General features: G+C 50.7%; 19 protein-coding genes and 1 pseudogene. All 20 read left to right on the forward strand.

Annotated elements, in window-relative coordinates:
• Positions 1–205: 205 nt before the first annotated feature.
• The 20 genes and pseudogenes from AVZ68_RS13600 (at position 206) to AVZ68_RS13700 (ending at position 19,771) form a co-directional block, all read left to right on the forward strand.
• Positions 206–985, forward strand: a complete 780-nt coding sequence (locus AVZ68_RS13600) for a CheR family methyltransferase (RefSeq protein ID WP_059105110.1) — start codon at positions 206–208, stop codon at positions 983–985.
• A 95-nt stretch (positions 986–1,080) separates the two neighbouring features.
• Entirely contained in the window at positions 1,081–2,253 is a 1,173-nt protein-coding gene (gene aroC, locus AVZ68_RS13605) for a chorismate synthase (RefSeq protein ID WP_059105111.1), read from the forward strand.
• 3 nt (positions 2,254–2,256) lie between these two features.
• Complete coding sequence (gene aroB / locus AVZ68_RS13610; RefSeq protein ID WP_059105112.1) at positions 2,257–3,333, forward strand: 3-dehydroquinate synthase; 1,077 nt, start codon at positions 2,257–2,259, stop codon at positions 3,331–3,333.
• A gap of 3 nt (positions 3,334–3,336) precedes the next feature.
• The gene (gene aroH / locus AVZ68_RS13615) at positions 3,337–3,702 is read left to right on the forward strand and encodes a chorismate mutase (RefSeq protein ID WP_059105113.1); all 366 of its coding nucleotides are present in this window, start codon (positions 3,337–3,339) and stop codon (positions 3,700–3,702) included.
• Between the two features lie 311 nt (positions 3,703–4,013).
• Entirely contained in the window at positions 4,014–5,513 is a 1,500-nt protein-coding gene (gene trpE, locus AVZ68_RS13620) for an anthranilate synthase component I (protein ID WP_059105114.1), read from the forward strand.
• Positions 5,510–6,538: an anthranilate phosphoribosyltransferase gene (gene trpD / locus AVZ68_RS13625; protein WP_059105115.1), complete on the forward strand. Its 1,029-nt coding sequence runs from the start codon at positions 5,510–5,512 to the stop codon at positions 6,536–6,538. The genes trpE and trpD overlap by 4 nt, the downstream gene beginning before the upstream one ends.
• Positions 6,528–7,301 carry an indole-3-glycerol phosphate synthase TrpC gene (gene trpC, locus AVZ68_RS13630; protein WP_059105116.1) on the forward strand — a complete coding sequence of 258 codons (774 nt, stop codon included), beginning with the start codon at positions 6,528–6,530 and terminating at the stop codon, positions 7,299–7,301. The genes trpD and trpC overlap by 11 nt, the downstream gene beginning before the upstream one ends.
• Positions 7,291–7,926, forward strand: coding sequence for a phosphoribosylanthranilate isomerase (locus AVZ68_RS13635; RefSeq protein ID WP_059105117.1), 636 nt, complete (start codon positions 7,291–7,293; stop codon positions 7,924–7,926). The genes trpC and AVZ68_RS13635 overlap by 11 nt, the downstream gene beginning before the upstream one ends.
• On the forward strand, positions 7,923–9,116 hold the full coding sequence (trpB, locus tag AVZ68_RS13640; RefSeq protein WP_059105118.1) for a tryptophan synthase subunit beta: 1,194 nt from the start codon (positions 7,923–7,925) through the stop codon (positions 9,114–9,116). The genes AVZ68_RS13635 and trpB overlap by 4 nt, the downstream gene beginning before the upstream one ends.
• The gene (gene trpA, locus AVZ68_RS13645; RefSeq protein ID WP_059105119.1) at positions 9,113–9,928 is read left to right on the forward strand and encodes a tryptophan synthase subunit alpha; all 816 of its coding nucleotides are present in this window, start codon (positions 9,113–9,115) and stop codon (positions 9,926–9,928) included. The genes trpB and trpA overlap by 4 nt, the downstream gene beginning before the upstream one ends.
• A gap of 62 nt (positions 9,929–9,990) precedes the next feature.
• On the forward strand, positions 9,991–11,088 hold the full coding sequence (gene hisC / locus AVZ68_RS13650; RefSeq protein ID WP_059105187.1) for a histidinol-phosphate transaminase: 1,098 nt from the start codon (positions 9,991–9,993) through the stop codon (positions 11,086–11,088).
• A gap of 42 nt (positions 11,089–11,130) precedes the next feature.
• Complete coding sequence (locus AVZ68_RS13655; RefSeq protein WP_059105120.1) at positions 11,131–12,228, forward strand: prephenate dehydrogenase; 1,098 nt, start codon at positions 11,131–11,133, stop codon at positions 12,226–12,228.
• 12 nt (positions 12,229–12,240) lie between these two features.
• Positions 12,241–13,530, forward strand: a pseudogene (gene aroA, locus AVZ68_RS13660) (3-phosphoshikimate 1-carboxyvinyltransferase); the annotation flags it as partial.
• A gap of 758 nt (positions 13,531–14,288) precedes the next feature.
• Positions 14,289–15,551 (forward strand): tetratricopeptide repeat protein, encoded by a 1,263-nt coding sequence (locus AVZ68_RS13670; protein WP_059105122.1) that lies wholly within the window; start codon positions 14,289–14,291, stop codon positions 15,549–15,551.
• 126 nt (positions 15,552–15,677) lie between these two features.
• Entirely contained in the window at positions 15,678–16,265 is a 588-nt protein-coding gene (locus AVZ68_RS13675) for a ReoY family proteolytic degradation factor (protein ID WP_059105123.1), read from the forward strand.
• Between the two features lie 232 nt (positions 16,266–16,497).
• On the forward strand, positions 16,498–16,962 hold the full coding sequence (locus tag AVZ68_RS13680; protein ID WP_059105124.1) for a YpiF family protein: 465 nt from the start codon (positions 16,498–16,500) through the stop codon (positions 16,960–16,962).
• A gap of 128 nt (positions 16,963–17,090) precedes the next feature.
• The gene (locus tag AVZ68_RS13685) at positions 17,091–17,579 is read left to right on the forward strand and encodes a Rieske (2Fe-2S) protein (protein WP_059105125.1); all 489 of its coding nucleotides are present in this window, start codon (positions 17,091–17,093) and stop codon (positions 17,577–17,579) included.
• Positions 17,580–17,594: 15 nt separating this feature from the next.
• Positions 17,595–18,266 (forward strand): menaquinol-cytochrome c reductase cytochrome b subunit, encoded by a 672-nt coding sequence (qcrB, locus tag AVZ68_RS13690; RefSeq protein WP_059105126.1) that lies wholly within the window; start codon positions 17,595–17,597, stop codon positions 18,264–18,266.
• A 37-nt stretch (positions 18,267–18,303) separates the two neighbouring features.
• Positions 18,304–19,083, forward strand: a complete 780-nt coding sequence (locus AVZ68_RS13695) for a menaquinol-cytochrome c reductase cytochrome b/c subunit (protein WP_059105127.1) — start codon at positions 18,304–18,306, stop codon at positions 19,081–19,083.
• Between the two features lie 121 nt (positions 19,084–19,204).
• Positions 19,205–19,771 (forward strand): DUF1405 domain-containing protein, encoded by a 567-nt coding sequence (locus tag AVZ68_RS13700; protein ID WP_082676625.1) that lies wholly within the window; start codon positions 19,205–19,207, stop codon positions 19,769–19,771.
• Positions 19,772–19,852: the final 81 nt, after the last annotated feature.

Genomic DNA, 19,852 nt, shown 5'->3' on the forward strand with positions numbered 1-19,852 from the left:
GGCTTTCAGCCGCAGAGCAAACCACCCGTTACCACGGGTGGTTTTGATTGTCTTTTTTCTTTCCACTATTAACTCAACCGCCGCCGAGGAACAAGACCTGCCCCATCTCTCGACGGCCATAGTTGGAGACGCTCGAAATCAACCTTCCCCTATTTGCCTCACTCCTGTATGATAAAAACCAAGACCCTACTATCGGAGGACGCGCATGAACGATGACTATCAATTTTTCGTCAAGCAGGTACATACACTAACAGGGGTGAACTTACGACTGTATAAGCAGCCGCAGATGGAGCGTCGCCTTGCGGCCCTTGGTGAGCGGTCTGGCTACGCGAATCTTCGGGCCTACGCTGAAGCTCTCTGTTCGAACCCATGGCTTGTCGAGGAATGCCTGGACAGGATGACCATCAATGTTTCCTCGTTTTACCGGAATTATGCTCGTTGGGAGCAGCTGAAAACAAGGGTTCTTCCCAAACTTCCAAACACCTCCGCGTTAAAGGTATGGAGCGCGGCTTGTTCTTCTGGGGAGGAGCCCTATACACTCGCGATGGTACTAGACGAGATGGGAATTCCACTAAAAGAAGGCAAGTTGTTCGCGACGGATCTTGACGCTAGCATGACGGAGCGAGCGGAGCAAGCGATTTATGATGAACGAGCCTTAAAGGAAATGCCCGCTTCGGTCCGGCGTGTCTATATGGACAGGCGAGGGGACGGCTCGTATAAGGTGATCCCGTCGATACGATCGCGTGTTTTATTTAAGCGACTCAATCTGCTTTCCGATCCTTACCCGAGGGAATGCGACTTAATCGTCTGTCGCAACGTGCTAATCTACTTTACGGAAGAAGCCAAGCAAGACATCTACAAACGCTTTGCTCGTTCGCTCGCTGTCGGCGGCGTTCTATTTGTAGGCAGCACGGAGCAAATGTTTCGCCCCGAGCAGCACGGCTTTCAATCGATCGAGCCATTTTTTTACCAGAAAGTAGTTTGATTTTTAAAGACATTTAGCAGGAATCATGTTATAATTTAACGCACAAAAGCGATAAAGCGTTGGATGGGATACATAGTAGCGAAAGGATGTTGAGCATGAGGTATTTAACAGCTGGAGAATCACATGGACCACAGCTTACGACCATTATAGAAGGGGTCCCGGCTCAGCTCCAGCTTGTAGCTGAAGATATTAATGCTGAGCTTGCGCGCAGGCAAGGCGGCTATGGACGCGGCAGGCGGATGAAGATCGAGAAGGACCAAGTTCAAATCACGAGCGGCGTGCGCCACGGGAAAACCACGGGTGCTCCGATCGCCCTTGTGGTGGAGAACAAGGACTGGAAAAACTGGACAAAGGTGATGGGGGCAGCGCCCATCAGCGACGAAGAGGCAGAAAAAATCAAACGCAAAGTCACAAGGCCCCGTCCGGGTCATGCGGACTTAAATGGCGCGATCAAGTATGGCCATCGGGATATGCGCAATGTACTCGAGCGCTCGTCGGCTCGTGAGACGACGGTTCGCGTAGCTGCTGGGGCGCTCGCCAAGCAACTCTTGCGTACATTTGACATTCAAGTTGGCGGGCATGTGCTAGAAATAGGAGGAATACGCGCTGTAGATACCTCTTATTCTTCCATGACGGATCTGCGTGAACGCTCTGAAGCATCGCCGGTCCGCTGTCTTGATGAGCAAGCGGGAGAGCAGATGATGGCAGCAATTGACCAGGCCAAGCAGGACGGAGATTCCATTGGTGGAGTCGTTGAGGTTGTGATTGAAGGCGTGCCGATTGGGCTCGGGAGCCATGTTCAATATGACCGAAAGCTTGATGCGAAAATTGCCGCTGCTGTTATGAGCATTAACGCCTTTAAAGGCGTGGAAGTGGGCATTGGTTTTGAAGCAGCGCGGTTGCCTGGGAGCAGGGTGCACGACGAAATTACCTGGGATGAAGAACAAGGCTATAGCCGGAAAACGAACAATTTAGGAGGGTTCGAAGGTGGGATGACGAATGGGATGCCGATTGTGATTAAAGGTGTCATGAAGCCAATTCCGACCCTCTATAAACCGCTCCAAAGTGTGGACATTGATTCCAAGGAAGCTTTTTCAGCAAGCGTCGAGCGTTCCGATAGCTGTGCGGTGCCCGCGGCTTCGGTCGTCTGTGAAAATGTGGTCGCGTGGGAAGTAGCAAAAGCGCTGCTCGAATCGTTTGGCGCAGACAAAGTTGACACGATCGCGGCCCATATTGCTCGTCATAATGAGGAAGCGAGGGAATTTTAAGCCATGCGTGTGCCTGTATTAACGCCATCAAAATCGTATGACGTGCAGATTGAGTCAGGGATAGCGCAAAAAGCAGGTGAGATCATTGCACGTCTTGCCCCGGCTTCATCGTACTTTGTGATCACCGACCAGGAAGTGGCGTCTCGCTATTTGGATCAAGTACTTGAGAGCTTTGAAGAGACGGTGCCGGTGTATTCGGCCGTGATTGAAGCGGGAGAAGCCTCCAAGTCTTTTCAAAGTTACGAGCAGCTGCTGCAAGCAGCGCTTTCCTCTGGACTCGATCGCAAGTCGGTGGTGATTGCGCTCGGCGGGGGCGTGGTTGGCGATATTGCCGGATTTGTAGCAGGGACTTATATGCGTGGGGTTCGATTTGTGCAAATGCCCACGACCCTGCTTGCCCACGATTCCAGTGTCGGTGGAAAAGTGGCGATTAACCTCCCCGCGGGAAAGAATATGGTCGGTGTCTTTCATCAGCCGGAAGCGGTTTTGTATGATACGAGCTTGCTTTACACACTCCCTGAGAAAGAATGGCGCTCTGGTTTTGCAGAAATTGTTAAATTAGGCCTCATTCGAGATTTTGCGTTTTATCAATGGCTAAACGAGCACGTAAAAAAACTGACAACGATTGAGCCGAAGAGTTTGGATGAAATGGTCCGACGAGCGATTGAAATCAAGGCAGAGATTGTGGCGGAGGATGAAAAGGAGGAGGGGATTCGTGCGTACTTGAATCTCGGTCATACGCTCGGCCATGCGCTTGAGTCTGCCCTTGGCTACGGCACGATCACTCACGGGGAAGCGATAGCGATAGGGACGCTGTTTGCCATGCGCATGAGTGAGAAGTTCAAGCCGTGTACGCTGCCGATTGCTGAGCTGACGTCTTGGTATCAAACGCTTGGCTACCAAACAGAAATGCCAGCAGGGTTGGATGCGGAGACGCTCCTCTCCCTTATGCAAAAAGACAAAAAAGCGACGGCGGGGACGATCGTGATGGTGCTTCTAGACAAGGTGGGGAGCGCGTATACAAGAGAATTGGATCAGGCGTTCGTTCGTGAATGCTTGCTAGAAGAGATGGGGGTGTGAACAGTGGTCAGAGGTATACGTGGAGCCACAACCGTAAGTGCAAACAATGCGGAGAAAATCATCGATTCTACAGAAGAGCTCGTCAGGGAAATGGTTAAAAAGAACGGCATTAAGCCAGAAGAGGTCGCTCAGGTCCTTGTGACAACGACAGCAGACATTGATGCGGCGTTTCCTGCCCGGGCCCTTAGAAAACTCAATGACTGGGAGCTTGTCCCAGTGATGTGCGCGAGGGAAATTTCCGTTGAAGGGAGCTTGCCTCTTTGCATTCGCGTCATGATGACGGTGAACACAACGAAGACACAGGCTGAGGTGGAACACATCTTTCTGCACGAAGCCAAGGCGCTTCGTCCGGATTTAGCGGGGCGCTAGAGTCAAAGGAGCGGGGTGCATGCCACGCACAACTTCCCTGTAAAATATGGGCGCAGAATGACCTTGACGAGCGCGGGGGGATAAGGTACACTACTCGCCAAGGGTTGCCATAGAAGGTAGCCGCAAGAGCAGAGAGAAGACGAAAAGATGAGAATGAGCAGAGCGGAGTTCAGTTGAGCTGAGTAGTTACAAGGCAATAGCACATCTATAGAGGAACCTCTTGTTTGGAAGTGGGTTTTTCATAGTTCCATAGATCCTTGTATGTATACCCTCCCCGCTCTTCATTTTCACCACTTAAGGAGTGAGTGATTGTGAAGGAAACCTCTTATGAGTCATTCAGCGTTTCTTACAGCGCGTATCGCACGAGCTTCTATGTCGAGCACGTGTTTGCAGATGGCTTAACACCAATCCAAATTTTTCAAACCTTTGAACGAGAAGCGGCGTTTATCCTAGAGAGCGGTGACGCTGAATCAGAATGGGCGAACTATTCATTTATCGGGCTTACGCCGAAGTATGAGTTTATGGAGAAAGACGGGCGCTATGCGGCAACCGTTTGTCATACCGGCGAAGAGCTTGTTTCCGGTACCACATTTGAGCAAACGCTCGCGGAAACCTTTGAAATCATCAATCCAGAACCGACGGAAGGGCAGATCCCTTTTCGAGGCGGGGCGGTTGGCTTCATGAGCTACGATGCGATTGAGACAATCGAGCCAACGCTTGCTCGAGGGAGAGAGAACACCGTTCCGCACTATCATTTTTTATTTTGTGAAACGCTGCTTGCCTATGAGCATAAGTCCAAGAAATTAACCGTGATCCACCTTGTGACAAACGATCAAAAACGGGCGAAAGAAGCCTTCTATGCCGCGAAAGACAAAGTGGCCCAACTGCTCGAGCGCTTAGAGCAGCCTGAGGCGACCGGTCTGACTCGGATGACGGAAGGTCCAAAAAAGCAAGCGGTCGTTGACTCCACCTATACAAAAGAAGCGTACATGCGAGATGTGCGAGCCATTCAGGAATACATTCGCGCAGGCGATATCTTCCAGGCGGTGCTTTCCCAACGGTTTACCGTTCCCGTTCGTGTCAGTGGGCTGCAACTATACCGTGTGTTGCGCTATATCAACCCATCTCCGTACATGTTCTATTTGCGTATTGGCGGCCGCGAGGTAGTGGGCAGTTCTCCGGAAAAACTCGTGCAAGTCAATGGTCGTCATGTGGAGATCCACCCGATTGCCGGCACGCGAAAACGAGGCGCCACAGAGACAGAGGATGCTCTTCTTGAAGAGGAACTGCTTGCCGATGACAAAGAACAGGCGGAGCACCACATGCTTGTGGACCTAGCTCGCAACGACGTTGGCCGCGTTGCCACTTATGGGACGGTGTCTGTGCCAACGCTCGCAGAGATCGGCAAGTTTTCGCATGTGATGCATATTGTTTCCAAAGTCACGGGGGGGCTGGCGGAAGGCTACACCGCTTACGACGCCCTGGCAGCAGCTTTTCCGGCCGGGACATTGTCTGGCGCCCCGAAGATTCGCGCAATGGAAATCTTACAGGAACTCGAGCCGACAAGGCGCGGCCTCTACGGAGGAGCAATTGCCTACCTTGGCTTTGACGGCAATTTAGATTCATGCATTGCGATTCGAACGATGGTTGTTGAAAACAACAAAGCCCATATTCAGGCGGGCGCCGGGATCGTCGCTGATTCAGTGCCGGAACTTGAGTATGAGGAGACACGCAGCAAGGCCCGCGCTTTGATTCATGCGATCGAAGTGGCCGAGGAAATGTTTGCAACGGAAGAGGTGGGGCGCCCGTGATCAAAGAAATGCTAACCAAATGCATGAACCACGAAACCTTGATGGAGCATGAAGCAGAAGTGCTTATGAATGCCATCATGAACGGGGAAGCGACCCCAAGCCAAATTGCAAGCATTCTTACCGTGCTGCGCTTCCGCGGCGAGACGGCGGACGAAATCACGGGATTCGCCAGAGGCATGCGCAGCTTTGCGACCGCTTTGCCTCATACACTGCCTGGTGTGATCGACACCTGTGGCACGGGAGGAGACAGCCTTGGAACGTTTAATATCTCAACGGCGACGGCTCTCGTGCTTGCCTCGCTGGATGTTCCTGTGGCGAAACATGGCAATCGTTCTGTTTCCTCCAAAAGCGGGAGTGCGGATGTTCTGGAACAGCTTGGTGTGGACATTCAATCAAGCAGCGAAGAAGCAGCGAAACAGCTTGCTACAAACCACCTTTGCTTTTTATTTGCGCCGCTGTACCATCAGTCGATGAAACATGCGGTGAGCCCGCGTAAGGAAATTGGGTTCCGCACGATTTTCAATATCCTCGGACCGCTAACCAATCCAGCAAGAGCACAGCATCAGCTGATTGGGGTCTATGATTTTGATGTCGCCAAGAAGATGGGCGAGGCCTTGCAAAGACTCGGAACGAAACATGCGCTCCTTGTAACCGGGGCGGATGGGCTCGACGAATGTGCCATTCACGGCGAGACACAGGTGGTAGAAGTCCGGGAAGAAGAGCTGACGACCTTTACGCTCTCGCCTAAAGATGTAGGGCTCAACCGCGGACGACTCGAAGACATTCAAGTGGAAACTCCTTTTGAAAGTGCTTCGTTGATTCGCGATATCTTGCAAAACAGAGCGAATGAGGCTGCGACCTCCATTGTGGCCTTGAATGCTGGAGCAGCGCTGTACGCCGCTGACCGCGCCTCTTCCATCGCAGAAGGGGTTCATCAGGCACAGAAGGCGATCCAACAACAGCAGACGCTTCGCTACGTAGAGCGCATGCAAGTAGAAAGAGAAGGTGCGAAACATGCTTACTAACATTTTGGCAACGAAAGAGAAAGAGCTAGATTCACTCGTTTTGCCAGCGCAAGTGGAGACGACACACTTCTCGCTAAAGAAGGCATTGCTTCAGTCCGTACACCCGCTCGGCTTAATTGCTGAGGTGAAAAAAGCATCTCCTTCCAAAGGCATCATTTGTGAGAAGTTCGAGCCGCGTCAAATTGCAATGGGATACGAAAAGGGAGGGGCAAGCGCGATTAGTGTGCTTACCGATGTTTCCTATTTTCAGGGTCATCTTTCTTATATCGAAGAAGTGAAACAGAGCGTCTCGCTTCCTGTTTTGCGCAAGGACTTTATCATCTCTCCCCTTCAAGTGGAGGAGACGGCACGCGCAGGTGCTGATGCGCTGCTACTCATTGTCGGCGCTATCGACATCCATACGCTGCATGAGCTGTATGTAAAGGCGTATGAGAGTGGGCTGGAATGCCTAGTGGAAGTGCATAGCGAAGAAGAGCTCAAAGAACTGCTCGCTGTGTTCACACCGGAAATAATTGGCGTGAACAACCGTGACTTAAAAACCTTCAAGACCTCTCTCACGCAAACCGAAAAGATGGCCTCCCTCATTCCAGAGGGCGTGGTGATTGTCAGCGAAAGCGGGATCCACACGTCCGCAGACATCGAGCGTGTGCGCTCAGCAGGGGCGAAAGCGGTGCTCGTAGGTGAATCGCTGATGCGTAGTGAGGATCAGGCCGCCGCTATAACGACGTTGTTTTACGGAGAAAAGTCCGGCCATGAAGCTTAAATACTGTGGGCTCCACCATGCGGACGATGTTTCGGCGGCGGCTGCGGGACGCTCGGACTACGTCGGGTTTGTGTTTGCAAAGAGCAAGCGCCAAGTCACGCGCGACTCGGTGGCCCAGTGGCTTGCTTCCGGGCAGCTAGGGGGAAAGAAAGCCGTGGCGCTTTTCGTGCACGAAGAGCCCAAGGTGATTGCAGAAACCGTATGTGGGGTAGCGATCGATGTGATTCAGTGTCACGGAAAAGAAAATCCTGAAACGATCCAGCAGGTGAAAGAGGAGACGGGGCTACCCGTCTGGAAGGCGATCCATCATTCAAGTGACGCTTTATCCGAGATGCAACGCTTTGATGCCGTCGCCGATGGCTATGTGGTGGACTGCAACGTTGCCGATGAGTGGGGAGGGACAGGAGAATCGTTTGACTGGGCTCATGTTCCCCGCTATATCGAGGAAGGCCGGCGCCAGGGGGTGCCTATTTTCATTGCTGGAGGGATTACGCCTGAAAATATCGCTAGCCTTCTAGCCTACGATCCTGATGGGATTGATGTATCAAGCGGGATTGAAAAAGACGGACGAAAAAGTCTACAGCGGATGAGAGAGTTAGAGTCAGAAATGGGGATGAGAGCATGACGACAATTCCAGATAAACGAGGACGATTCGGACCGTTTGGCGGCAAATACGTGCCAGAAACGTTGATGAGCGTCATTGAGGAGCTTGAGCAAGCGCTAGAGGCAGCTACGAAGGATGAAGCGTTCCAACAAGAGCTACAAAACGAACTGCGTGAATTTGCTGGCAGAGAGACGCCCCTTACTTATGCGAAAAACCTAAGCGAAGAATTAGGAGGAGCCCGGATTTATTTGAAGCGGGAGGATTTGCTCCACACGGGCGCTCACAAGCTCAACAATGCGATTGGGCAGGCACTGCTTGCCAAACGGATGGGCAAGAAGAAGCTCGTTGCGGAGACGGGTGCGGGGCAGCACGGAGTGGCCACAGCAACGATCGCGGCTCGTTACGGCTTGGAGTGCATCGTCTACATGGGCACGGAAGACATGCGCCGCCAAGCACTGAACGTCTTTCGCATGGAACTTCTCGGTGCCAAGGTGGTACCGGCGGAGTCCGGCAGTCAGACGCTGAAAGACGCGACAAATGAGGCGATTCGCTACTGGGTGGCAAACGCACTTGATACCTTCTACCTCATTGGCTCCGTTGTTGGTCCGCACCCCTATCCGAAAATGGTGCGAAACTTCCAGCGCATTATTGGCGATGAGGCCAAACAACAGATGCTCGAGGTCACAGGCCGGTTGCCGGATCAAACGATTGCCTGCGTCGGTGGCGGTAGCAACGCGATTGGCATGTTTTACCCGTTTCTTGAGGATGATGTAGCGCTCACGGGCGTCGAGGCAGCCGGACTTGGGGTGGAGACAAATCAGCATGCAGCCACCATTTCCAAAGGGAATCAGGGCATCATTCATGGATCGTTGACGTATTTGCTCCAGGATGAATCTGGGCAGATAACGGAACCCTATTCGATTTCTGCCGGGCTCGACTATCCGGGTGTAGGACCAGAGCACGCCTATCTTGCTCATAGCGGACGCGTGAATTATGAATCCGTCACGGATAAAGAGGCGCTTGATGCGCTTGCCTATGTGTCGAAAAAGGAAGGCATTATCCCGGCCGTGGAGTCTGCTCACGCCCTTGCGGCAGCGATTGAAAAAGCGAAGACCATGAGCCAAGAGGAGACGGTGCTTGTCTGTTTGTCCGGGCGAGGCGATAAAGACATGCACACGCTTCATGAGCATTTCGGGGGTGAGGAGTCATGAGTCAGCGTCTAACAAACGCCTTAGAGAAAAAGCCGCTGTTTATTCCGTTCATTACCGCCGGCGACCCGGTTGCAGAAGCGACGATTGAGCTCGCTCTCAAGCTTGAAGAAAGCGGGGCAAGTGTGCTAGAACTTGGCATTCCGTATTCGGATCCGCTGGCAGACGGTCCGACGATTCAGGAGGCGTCCAAGCGTGCGCTGGCTGGAGGGATGTCGTTAGAGAAAGCCTTGCGTCTTGTGCCCAAGATGAGAGCGCGTGGGCTTACCATTCCGGTGATTGTGTTCACCTATGCCAATCCGTTGCTGCAGTATGGCTATGAGCGTTTTTGCAAAGAGGCGGGGGGGCTGGGAATCGACGGCGTGCTTGTGCCTGACTTGCCGTTTGAAGAAAGCGAGGAACTTGCGGGGCTCTGCGCACGAAATGATCTTGCTGTGATATCTCTTGTTGCTCCAACATCCAAAGCGCGTGTGGAAAAAATCGCGCGAGCGGCACAGGGCTTCGTTTATTGTGTGTCGTCGCTCGGCGTCACAGGCACAAGAAGTGAACTGCACCCGGACATTCAGACGTTTCTGGAAACAGTGAGGAAGGAAAGTTCCGTCCCATTTGTCGTCGGCTTCGGCATTTCCACGCCTTTGCAGGTGGAGCAGATGAATGAATGGACGGACGGAGTGGTAGTGGGAAGTGCGATTGTCAGAGAAGTAGGCCGGCGCACGGAAGACTTGAAGCATGAGGGGACACGAGAGGCCGCTCTTCTTGAAATTCAAGCGTTCGTCGACCACCTTCGCGGGCAAAAGGAAACGTCGCGCACCTAGTTGCTAGCACTGCCATTTCGTCGTACGATACAAGGAGATTGAAAGAGAGAGTTGGTGCCGTGATGTTCGCAAAACAACAAATTCAAGGCTTGCCTCCTTATGCGCCTGGCAAACCAATCGAAGAGGTAAAACAAGACTACGGCTTGACGAAAGTCGTGAAAATGGCCTCAAACGAAAACCCGTATGGAGCTTCCCCTCTGGTAGCCAAAGCGATTACACACGCAGCTTCGGCCACTTCGATCTATCCAGACGGGTATGGAACTGTACTTAGAGACAAACTCGCTGCCAAACACGCACTTGATAAACAGCAGCTCATCCTTGGCAATGGCTCTGATGAAGTGATTCAGTTTTTTTGCCGCTCCTTTCTGACACCTGAGACGAGCACAGTCATGGCGACGCCGACCTTTTCGCAATACAAGCTGAATGCAACGATCGAAGGGGCGATCATTCGTGAAGTAGCTGTAAAGGAAGATGGATCCCACGATTTAGAGGGGATGCTTGCTGCAATTGATGAGACGACGCGCATTGTCTGGGTGTGTAACCCGAACAACCCAAATGGCGTCGCTCTCGATGAAGCGAGCATGATCGACTTTTTACAGCGTGTGCCAGAGTCTTGCATCGTCGTTTGCGATGAGGCTTATTTTGAATATGTGGCACGTGAGGACTATCCAAAAAGCCTTGACCTTCTTAAAGAGTATCCGAACTTCGTTGTCCTCAGAACGTTTTCAAAGGCGTATGGCCTTGCCGCTTTGCGTGTTGGGTACGGTATGGCTCAAAAGGAGATTGCCCAGGCGGTCGACCCTGTTCGCCCCCCGTTTAACAACAATACGCTTGGTCATATTGCGGCCGCAGCAGCGCTCGAAGACGAAACCTTTATCAACGAGTGCAAAGAAAAAAACCGCCAAGAACGGGAGCGTCTGCGCGTTTATTTTGAAGGGCGCGGGCTATTCGTCTATCCTTCGGAAACGAATTTCTTGCTGATTGAGACTGGTGTGTTAGGAAACAAGATCTTCCAAGCCTACTTGGAAAAAGGCTTTATCCTTCGTTCTGGAGAAGCGCTTGGCTACCCAACGGCGATTCGAATTTCCATAGGCAGTGAAGAAGAAAATGGAGAGCTCTTGCAGGTCAGTAACGAAATATTGCCTGGGCTAGGCGTGTGAGCTAGACATACATTTGATTGATTTTATGTTGGAGTGACAAGGATGAAACGACGAGTAGGAATCATTGGAATAGGACTGATCGGGGGCTCCATCGCCCTTTCGATTAAACGTGAGCACGATGTGACCGTTATCGGTTATGATATTTCCACAGAGCAGCTGCACATCTCCAAATCGCTTGGGGTCATTGATCATATCGCTCCCAGTGTTGAGGAATGTGTAAAAGATGTAGACTTTATCATTCTTGCCACACCGGTCACTAGGACCGTCTCCCTTTTGGATGAGCTTTGCAGGCTTCCTCTAAAAAGCGGAGTGATCATCAGCGATGTCGGATCAACGAAGCAAGAAATTTTTACAGCGGCGGCTTGTTTTGAAGGCAAGGATGTCCACTTTATTGGGGGGCATCCGATGGCAGGCTCCCACAAAACCGGCGTTAGCGCAGCAAGAGCCCATTTATTTGAAAACGCCTTTTACTTGCTAACCCCTCCTGCAAATGTAGAGAGCCGAGCAATGATTGCCCTGCAAAATTTACTAAAAGGGACCAAGGCGCGCTTTTTGACGTTAAGCCCAGCCCAGCATGATCGCATGGCTGGGACGGTGAGCCACTTTCCGCATATCATAGCCGCAAGCCTCGTGCACCAGCTCGAACGTTTGCAAAAGGATGAACCTGAAGTCGCTCAGCTAGCAGCTGGAGGCTTTCGCGACATTACGCGCATTGCCTCTGCGTCTCCCACGATGTGGCGTGACGTTCTGCTTCATAACAAAGAGGAAATGCTACGGTTGCTCGATGAATGGGATGTGGAAATGGAGCGTATTCGTTCGCTTATAGATGCACAGGATGGCGACGGCATTTATCGGTATTTCGAAGATGCCAAATCGTTTCGGGAAGGCTTGCCGGTGCGCAAGCGTGGAGCCATTCCATCGTTCTATGATTTATACGTGGATGTTCCTGACCATCCCGGGGTGATTTCCGATGTGACGCATCTGCTTGCCGAAAAACAGATAAGCATTACCAATATTCGTATATTAGAAACACGTGAAGATATTATGGGTGTCCTTCGTCTTAGCTTTCGCTCCGAAGAAGATAGAGAGCTTGGGAAGATTCAGCTAGGGGCTCATATGTACGAAACGTACGTTGTCTAAGGGGGTAAGAAAATGGGAGATAGAGCAGTAGCTGTCGTAACGAAAGCGACGCGGGGCTTGCAAGGAGAATTAACAGTTCCGGGAGATAAATCGATTTCACATCGATCCGTGATGTTTGGAGCAATGGCAAATGGGACCACCTCTATTCGCGGTTTTTTACCCGGCGATGATTGTCTGAGTACGATTGATTGTTTCCGGAAAATGGGTGTCGAGGTCCAACAAACCGATGACACTGTGCATGTTCGTGGTACGGGGCTTGATGGCTTGAAGGAACCAAATGAGGTGCTCGATGTCGGCAATTCTGGTACAACGATTCGCCTCATGCTTGGCGTTCTTACCGGTCGCCCGTTTCACGCAACCGTAGCCGGAGATGCCTCGATTGCCAAACGCCCAATGGCTCGAGTAACCGAGCCATTGAAAGAACTCGGGGCGAGTATTGAAGGACGAGATCATGGCAATTTAACCCCACTTTCCATTCGCGGCGGCGGGCTCACTGCCATTCACTATACGTCCCCTGTGGCAAGTGCGCAAGTGAAATCGGCGGTGCTCCTTGCCGGCTTGCAAGCAAGAGGGACGACCACCGTTACGGAACCCGAGGCCACTCGTGACCACACCGAACGTATGCTTGAAGCCTTTGGTGTTAAGGTGACTCGCAACGAAAAAACCGTTTCGATTGAAGGTGGTCAATCGCTCGAAGCGTGTGACATTGATGTCCCTGGGGACATTTCATCCGCCGCCTTTTTTCTCGTTGCGGCAAGCATTGTTGAAGGTAGCGACGTCATCCTTAAAAAAGTTGGCCTCAATCCAACACGGGCAGGAATCATCGATGTGCTCAGCGAGATGGGGGCGCAGCTTGAAATTGAAAATGAAAAGACAACGGGTGGAGAGCGAAGCGGTGACATTCGTCTTCGCTCAGGGAAGCTCGCACCGACAACCATTGGAGGAAGCCTTATTCCTCGTTTGATCGATGAAATTCCTGTACTTGCTGTTCTGGCCACGCAACTTGATGGGACGACGGTCATTCGCGATGCAGAGGAGCTGAAAGTAAAGGAAACGAATCGAATTGATACGGTCGTTCGTGAGCTCAGCAAGCTAGGAGCTGATATCGAGGCGACCGAAGATGGCATGGTCATCCACGGCCCGAGCCAACTGTCAGGAGGAGCGGTAGATTCGCACGGAGATCACCGGATCGGCATGGCTTTAGCGATTGCCGGCCTTGTGGCAGATGGTGAGGTAGAAATTGCAGGTAGCGAGGCGATTGCCGTATCCTACCCCCGCTTTTTTGAAGACTTACGTCGCCTACAAGGAAGAAAAAGCGAAGGCGCCCTGCTCACGAGCGACAAGTTCTGGAGCGACGGCAGATCAAGTCCGAACTTGACTTGAACTGGCGGCGTGAAGAAACCTCGAGCGAGTGGGCCCGCAGCTGGATAAAGAAGACGCCTTTTGTGCGAGCAGCGCAGGGGCGTTTTTTTCTAGCTCCGGCGGGTAGAAGCTCGGGATTTTTCAGTCCCGCCCTGAAATCCAAGTACGGGATTTCTAGTGCAGGCCTTCCAAAATCCTCGCTTCTGGGCAACCCGCCTGCGCTTTTCGGTGTTGTCTAGCTCCGGCGGGTAGAAGCTCGAGATTTTTCAGTCCTGGCCCGAAATCCAAGATCGGGATTTCTAGTCCAGGCCTTCCAAAATTCTCGCTTCTGAGCGACCCGCCTGCGCTTTTTGGGTTTATAAGCAAAAAAAAGACTCCTCTTCCCGCGTAAAACGTAAGCGTTTACAGGAAGAGGAGTTAGCTACATGAGCTAAAATGTATGGATAGGAGTGGAGAGAAACCATACGCTACTTAAAATATAAACGTAAACGCTTTCAAAGTCAACACTTTTGCTACATCTTTTTTAAAAAAATTCCCGCGCGGCCATCGAACAGATTGGTTGAAACGCGTGTGTTTCTTGATTATGATAGAGGAAAGAAGACGAAATGGTCATGAGACGGGAGCGTTTAGCGTACGATATCAGAACAAGGATGTACGCGAATGACTCCTGAGGATCGATAAAAAGAGAGGGAACAAATGTGAACCTACAAGAGCGTGTTTTAGAGGCCATTGAACGTGGAGATGTGGAAGCGGGTCTTGAAATTCTCGACCAGGCGATGGATACGAGCGATCACGAGCAAAAATATCAAGTGGCAGAGCTGTTCTATGAGCTTGGACACGTGGAAAAAGCCGAGAAGTTGGTCGAGGAACTCATGGTCCTTTACCCAGATGAAGGCAGTCTCTATGTGCTCGCGGCAGAAATGAAGATTGATGCCGATAAGGAAGATGAGGCAATTGAGTTGCTTTCTGACATTCATGAAGACGACGACGCGTTTCTTCAAGCTCAGCTTTTGCTTGCTGATTTGTATCAACTTCAAGCGCTCGATGAGGTTGCAGAGCAGAAGCTGCTTTTTGCCAGAGAAAAAGCACCGGAAGAAATCATTCTAACCTATGCTCTTGGCGAGTTTTATTTGGAACAAGGCGCATACAATAAAGCCATTCCTTACTTAAAGCAAGCGCATTACACGAAGGAAGATGTTGGCGGTGTGAATGTAGGGTTAAAGCTTGCAGAAGCTTACAGTGCCAATGGCCAGTTTGAAGACGCTCTATCGCTGTATCAACAAAGTGCAAAGGATGAATTTACGCCGACGACAATGTTTAACTTTGGCTTCACAGCCTATCAGCATGGCGACTATACCGTCGCGATCGAGCAGCTGGAAGGGGTAAAGACACTTGATGCTGATTTTACAAGCGTCTATCTCCCTCTGGCTCGTGCTTATGAAGCTGAAAACCGTCTTGATGAGGCGCTAGAAGTCCTAAGAGATGGCATGGGCATGGATGAATTCAATGATTCCCTTTACCTCCTTGCGGGTAAGCTATCTCTAAAGAAGCAAGATCTAGATCAAGCGGAGGGCTACTTAAGACAGGCCGTTGCTCTGAACCCGTCAAATATGGAGGCTCTGCAAACACTGTCTGCTTACTTGCGCGCGCAGGAGAGAAGCGAGGATTTGCTTGACCTGCTTGAGCATACCTCCTCTTATGGAGAAACCGATGCAATGCTCACATGGTATGAAGCCTTTGCCAGGGCGGACCAGGAGGAGTATCATCAGGCAGCACAGCTGTATGAAGAAGCATACGCGACGTTTTATGAGGACACCGATTTTCTGAGCGAGTATGGTCAGTTCCTCCTTGAAGAGGGCAAGCGCACACGGGCCGTTGACTTATTGCAAAAAGCACGTGCGCTCGACCCAGGTCGAGCCGATGTGACAGAGCTATTAGAATCGCTTGCTGAGGATCGCTAAAAAGCACAGCATTTGTTGAAATAAACTCCCGGAAAATAACAGGAGTTTTGCCTTTTAAAGGCGAAACACTACTCAAGTCAAACAAATGTGATGAAGGCCTCACATGACCAAAAGGGGGGGAGAAGTATGAGTAACATGGTTCCCGTTATGGATAAGAAGGCGTTTTTGAGAGGGTTTCTGAAACGATACCAGTTAAAGCGAAGAGAGTGTGCCTGGCTTCTCAACTATTTAATGAACGATGACAGCTTAATGGAACGTGTTCATTTTCTCAGTCGCAGTGAGGGGGCGCCAAAAGCACTCGTGATTTCGGCTCAGGGCGTGGATCAAATTCCGTTTTCGTTTCGCAAGAATCACCATGTTACCACGGACTGTGAAAAAGCCTTTCACGACATTCGGTTAAATCAAACGGAGGATATTTATATCGAACTGCATTTTAGTGGAGTTTCAACCTCTACGCAGTATTTAGCAGTGTTAGAAGACAATCCGTTTTTACCAGAAACAAAGGAACGAGTGGAGGCAATCGAAAAGCGTGCAGAGGAACTTTTAACGCAGTCGATTCAAGAATTTCAGCGAAAGCGTCTGGAGGAAGCGATCGACAAAGCTCTTGATCAAGGGGACCGAACGGCGTTTATGACGTTAACGGAGGAGTTAAAGAAGCTTGATGAAACCGAGCCTTCCTCCTTGTTGCTTGACAGTGACGAAAGTGAAGATTAAGCTTTTCCTTCCCCGAAATCGAGCGTGGTTGTAAGTCTCTTTTGTCTAGCTTCAGCGGGTAGGAACCGCTGAAGCTTTTTGGATTTTCTAGACGAGGCGCCAGGGTGTGCGGGTATCGTTCATGCCAGAGAATGAGACGTTTTGCCGTCCACAATTTTTGCTTTCAGTCGACCCGTCTATGTTTTTCCGTGCTATAATGCTAAGAGAGTTTTCAAAGAAAGGATGTATGAGCATGCGCTTTAAAGCGAAGGATATGGATACCTATCTACAAGCGGTAGACTATGTGGATACGGCACTTGTTCCACTTGTACAGGCCACTTGGTTGAAAGAGCCGAAGACAGCGGCACAAACGGGAGAGTTCGCTTTGCTGCTTGCAGAAGAGCTCGAGCGACAGTTCCGCGGAAGAGTGATGCTCCTTTCCCCGTTTTCATACACTAGTTCGGAAACAATAGAAGAGCGTGTCCTCCGCCTTACCCATTGGTATGAAGAGCTTGCGGTTTCTTTTAAACATGTGGTGCTGCTTACCTCCGACGGTACATGGAAGCCGGAAGAAGGCCAGCTTGACAACATGCGGCTGCTTTTTGTTCCCTCCGTTCCGCTTGAGTTTGTCGAGCCGGCCAATCGCCGTGAACTTTTAAATGGTCAGCTCAAGCAATTGATGCCTGTTTTAACAGATGCATGGCAGCAAAATAACTGAAAGCGCTGTTCCAACGGATATTGCGAAATGTATCCGCTTATAGTATGATGGTAACGTCCTAGTATTATTTGTTAAGAGGCTCGGGGGGATGGACTGAGTCGATTTTAACGTGTTAGGGGGGAAAAAGAGTGAGCGAGAGAGACCACAAAGTATCAAGACGTCAATTTTTATCGTATACGCTCACAGGCGTAGGTGGATTCATGGCAGCGGGAATGCTCATGCCGATGGTGCGCTTTGCCCTCGACCCAGCTTTGACAGCGGGAGCAGAGTCGGAAATGCACTATGTCACGGATCTCGACGACCTGACAGACGTTCCACAGCGCTTTACGTTTAGTTTTGATCAACAAGACTCTTGGTACGAATCAACGGTCGAGCACGAAGCGTATATTTACTTAGACGGAGATGAAGTGGTGGCGCTGTCTACGACCTGTACGCATTTAGGATGTACAGTGACATACGAAGAAGACGACTCGCGTTACCATTGCCCGTGTCATGGGGGGTTGTTTGAGACAGATGGTCAAAATGTGTCAGGTACCCCGCCTTTGCGACCGCTTGATATTTTTGATGTGCAAGTAGAAGATGGACAAGTGTACCTTGGGCAAGTGAATCAGAGATAGGGAGGGGCGTAATTGATGCTACAAAAAATTTATGATTATGTAGATGAGCGTCTTGATATTACGCCAATGTGGCGCGATATTGCGGACCACGAAGTGCCAGAGCACGTGAACCCGGCTCACCACTTCTCTGCGTTCATCTATTGCTTTGGTGGATTGACGTTCTTTGTGACGGTCATCCAAATTTTGTCGGGAATGTTTCTAACGATGTATTATGCACCGGATATCATTAATGCACACGCATCGGTTCAGTTTTTACAAAGCGATGTGGCTTTCGGGGTCATTGTTCGCGGGATGCACCACTGGGGAGCAAGCGTCGTCATCGTTATGATCTTTCTACATACACTGCGCGTTTTCTTTACAGGTTCCTATAAAAAACCACGTGAACTTAACTGGGTGGTCGGCGTGTTGCTTTTCTTTGTCATTCTTGCATTAGGACTGACAGGCTATCTCCTGCCTTGGGACATGAAAGCTTACTGGGCAACTGTTGTCACCTTACAGATTGCTGAGAGTGTGCCGATTATTGGAGACTTCACGAACGCCCTTCTGGCCGGTGGTGAAATCGTTGGGGCAGCGACATTGACGCGTTTCTTCGCGATTCATGTCTTCTTCTTGCCTGCAGCCCTCCTTGGCCTGCTTGGCGCTCATTTTATTATGATTCGTCGTCAAGGGATTTCCGGACCTCTATAGGTCAACTTAAATAACAATACAAGAAGGAGGAAATTTCATGCATCGAGGCAAAGGAATGGTATTTGTCGGCGACTCCCGTGTTAAAGCGGATAATCGCAAGGCAAACATTCCAAAAGACTACTCCGAGTATCCAGGAAAAACGGAAGCGTTCTGGCCAAATTTCCTTCTGAGAGAATGGATGGTGGGGGCCGTCTTTTTGATGGGCTTTCTCTGCTTAACGGTTGCCCATCCGGCTCCCCTTGAGGCACCGGCCGATCCATCAGATGGGAGCTATATTCCGCTTCCTGACTGGTATTTCTTGTTTTTATTCCAGCTTATTAAATACCAGTTTGCCTCTGGAGATTACAACGTCTTAGGAACAGTCATTATTCCAGGGGTTGCGTTTGGCGCGTTGCTACTTGCTCCATGGTTGGATACATCGAAGGAACGCCGCCCGCATCGTCGCCCGATTGCAACAGCTCTCATGATGCTTGGCGTGATTTCCGTAATTTTTCTAACATGGGAGTCGGTGGACCAGCATGACTGGGAAGTGGCTGCACAGCAAGGGCAGTTGACCGAGGAAGCGGAAATTGATATGGAAGCGGAAGGGTATGAGATCTATTCACAGCAACAGTCCTGTATTGGCTGTCATGGGGATCAGATGACCGGCGGATCAGCGGGACCAAATCTTCTTGAAACCGAGAAGTCCCCGGAAGAAGTCATCGAAATTGTTGAAAATGGTCAAGGAGCGATGCCAGGAGGAGAGTTTGAAGGCTCTGATGAAGAGTTGCAAATCCTCGCTGAATATATTGCGAACCATGGCGAAGATCCAGAATAATTATGAGGGAGGGGGCGTCTTTTAGTTGCGTGGCATTCGCAAGTAAAGGACGCTCTTTTTTCGAGAAAGAGGGGGGTTGGAGTTGCTCTCCTACCTGTATGCGATTCTCTCGCATCGGACCATGCTCGTTGCCTTGCTGATTATCAACGGGCTCGGCACGATTTACGGATTTTGGTGGTACAAAAATCAGTTAGCGATAACGCCGCCTCACTTTATCCCTTTCGTTCCCGATAGCCCGACAGCAAGCCTGTTCTTTGTGTTTGTCTTGATTGCTTTTTTGCGCGGCAAGAACTGGGGCTTAATGGAAGCACTAGCCGGGGTTACGCTCATTAAATACGGCATTTGGGCCTGTGTGATGAACACGTCCACTGTGCTTCTCGGGGGCGAGATGCGCTGGGAAATTTGGATGCTTAACCTTTCTCATGCGGGCATGGCCCTCCAAGCAGTGCTGTTTGCGCCTTATTTTCGTTTGAAACGATGGCATCTCGTTTTTGCCGCTGTCTGGACGGTACATAATGACATCATTGATTATGTCTTTGGCATGCACCCTGGGTTAAGCCGATATGTGCATCCTTATGTAGACCAAGTGGCGTATTTCACGTTCTGGCTAGGAATGGCGGCGCTGCTCGTGATATATATGCTGACGTTAAGAAAGGGATCAGCGAAATTTCAGTTGCCGTCTCATTAAAGAAGTGAAAGTGTCGTGCTAAAAGTGCGACGCTTTTTCGTGAGGTAGCGGGGGTGGCACCATAGAATCCCCACCATCCGA

The sequence above is a fragment of the Shouchella shacheensis genome, assembly GCF_001484965.1.
GTDB classification, from domain to species: Bacteria; Bacillota; Bacilli; order Bacillales; family Bacillaceae_D; genus Shouchella; species Shouchella shacheensis.

Coding starts and splice junctions, on each gene's coding strand:
- AVZ68_RS13600 (WP_059105110.1), top strand. CDS start 206: ATGAACGATGACTATCAATTTTTCGTCAAGCAGGTACATACACTAACA.
- aroC (WP_059105111.1), top strand. CDS start 1,081: ATGAGGTATTTAACAGCTGGAGAATCACATGGACCACAGCTTACGACC.
- aroB (WP_059105112.1), top strand. CDS start 2,257: ATGCGTGTGCCTGTATTAACGCCATCAAAATCGTATGACGTGCAGATT.
- trpC (WP_059105116.1), top strand. CDS start 6,528: ATGCTTACTAACATTTTGGCAACGAAAGAGAAAGAGCTAGATTCACTC.
- AVZ68_RS13635 (WP_059105117.1), top strand. CDS start 7,291: ATGAAGCTTAAATACTGTGGGCTCCACCATGCGGACGATGTTTCGGCG.
- trpB (WP_059105118.1), top strand. CDS start 7,923: ATGACGACAATTCCAGATAAACGAGGACGATTCGGACCGTTTGGCGGC.
- trpA (WP_059105119.1), top strand. CDS start 9,113: ATGAGTCAGCGTCTAACAAACGCCTTAGAGAAAAAGCCGCTGTTTATT.
- hisC (WP_059105187.1), top strand. CDS start 9,991: ATGTTCGCAAAACAACAAATTCAAGGCTTGCCTCCTTATGCGCCTGGC.
- AVZ68_RS13655 (WP_059105120.1), top strand. CDS start 11,131: ATGAAACGACGAGTAGGAATCATTGGAATAGGACTGATCGGGGGCTCC.
- AVZ68_RS13675 (WP_059105123.1), top strand. CDS start 15,678: ATGAGTAACATGGTTCCCGTTATGGATAAGAAGGCGTTTTTGAGAGGG.
- AVZ68_RS13680 (WP_059105124.1), top strand. CDS start 16,498: ATGCGCTTTAAAGCGAAGGATATGGATACCTATCTACAAGCGGTAGAC.
- qcrB (WP_059105126.1), top strand. CDS start 17,595: ATGCTACAAAAAATTTATGATTATGTAGATGAGCGTCTTGATATTACG.
- AVZ68_RS13695 (WP_059105127.1), top strand. CDS start 18,304: ATGCATCGAGGCAAAGGAATGGTATTTGTCGGCGACTCCCGTGTTAAA.
- AVZ68_RS13700 (WP_082676625.1), top strand. CDS start 19,205: ATGCTCGTTGCCTTGCTGATTATCAACGGGCTCGGCACGATTTACGGA.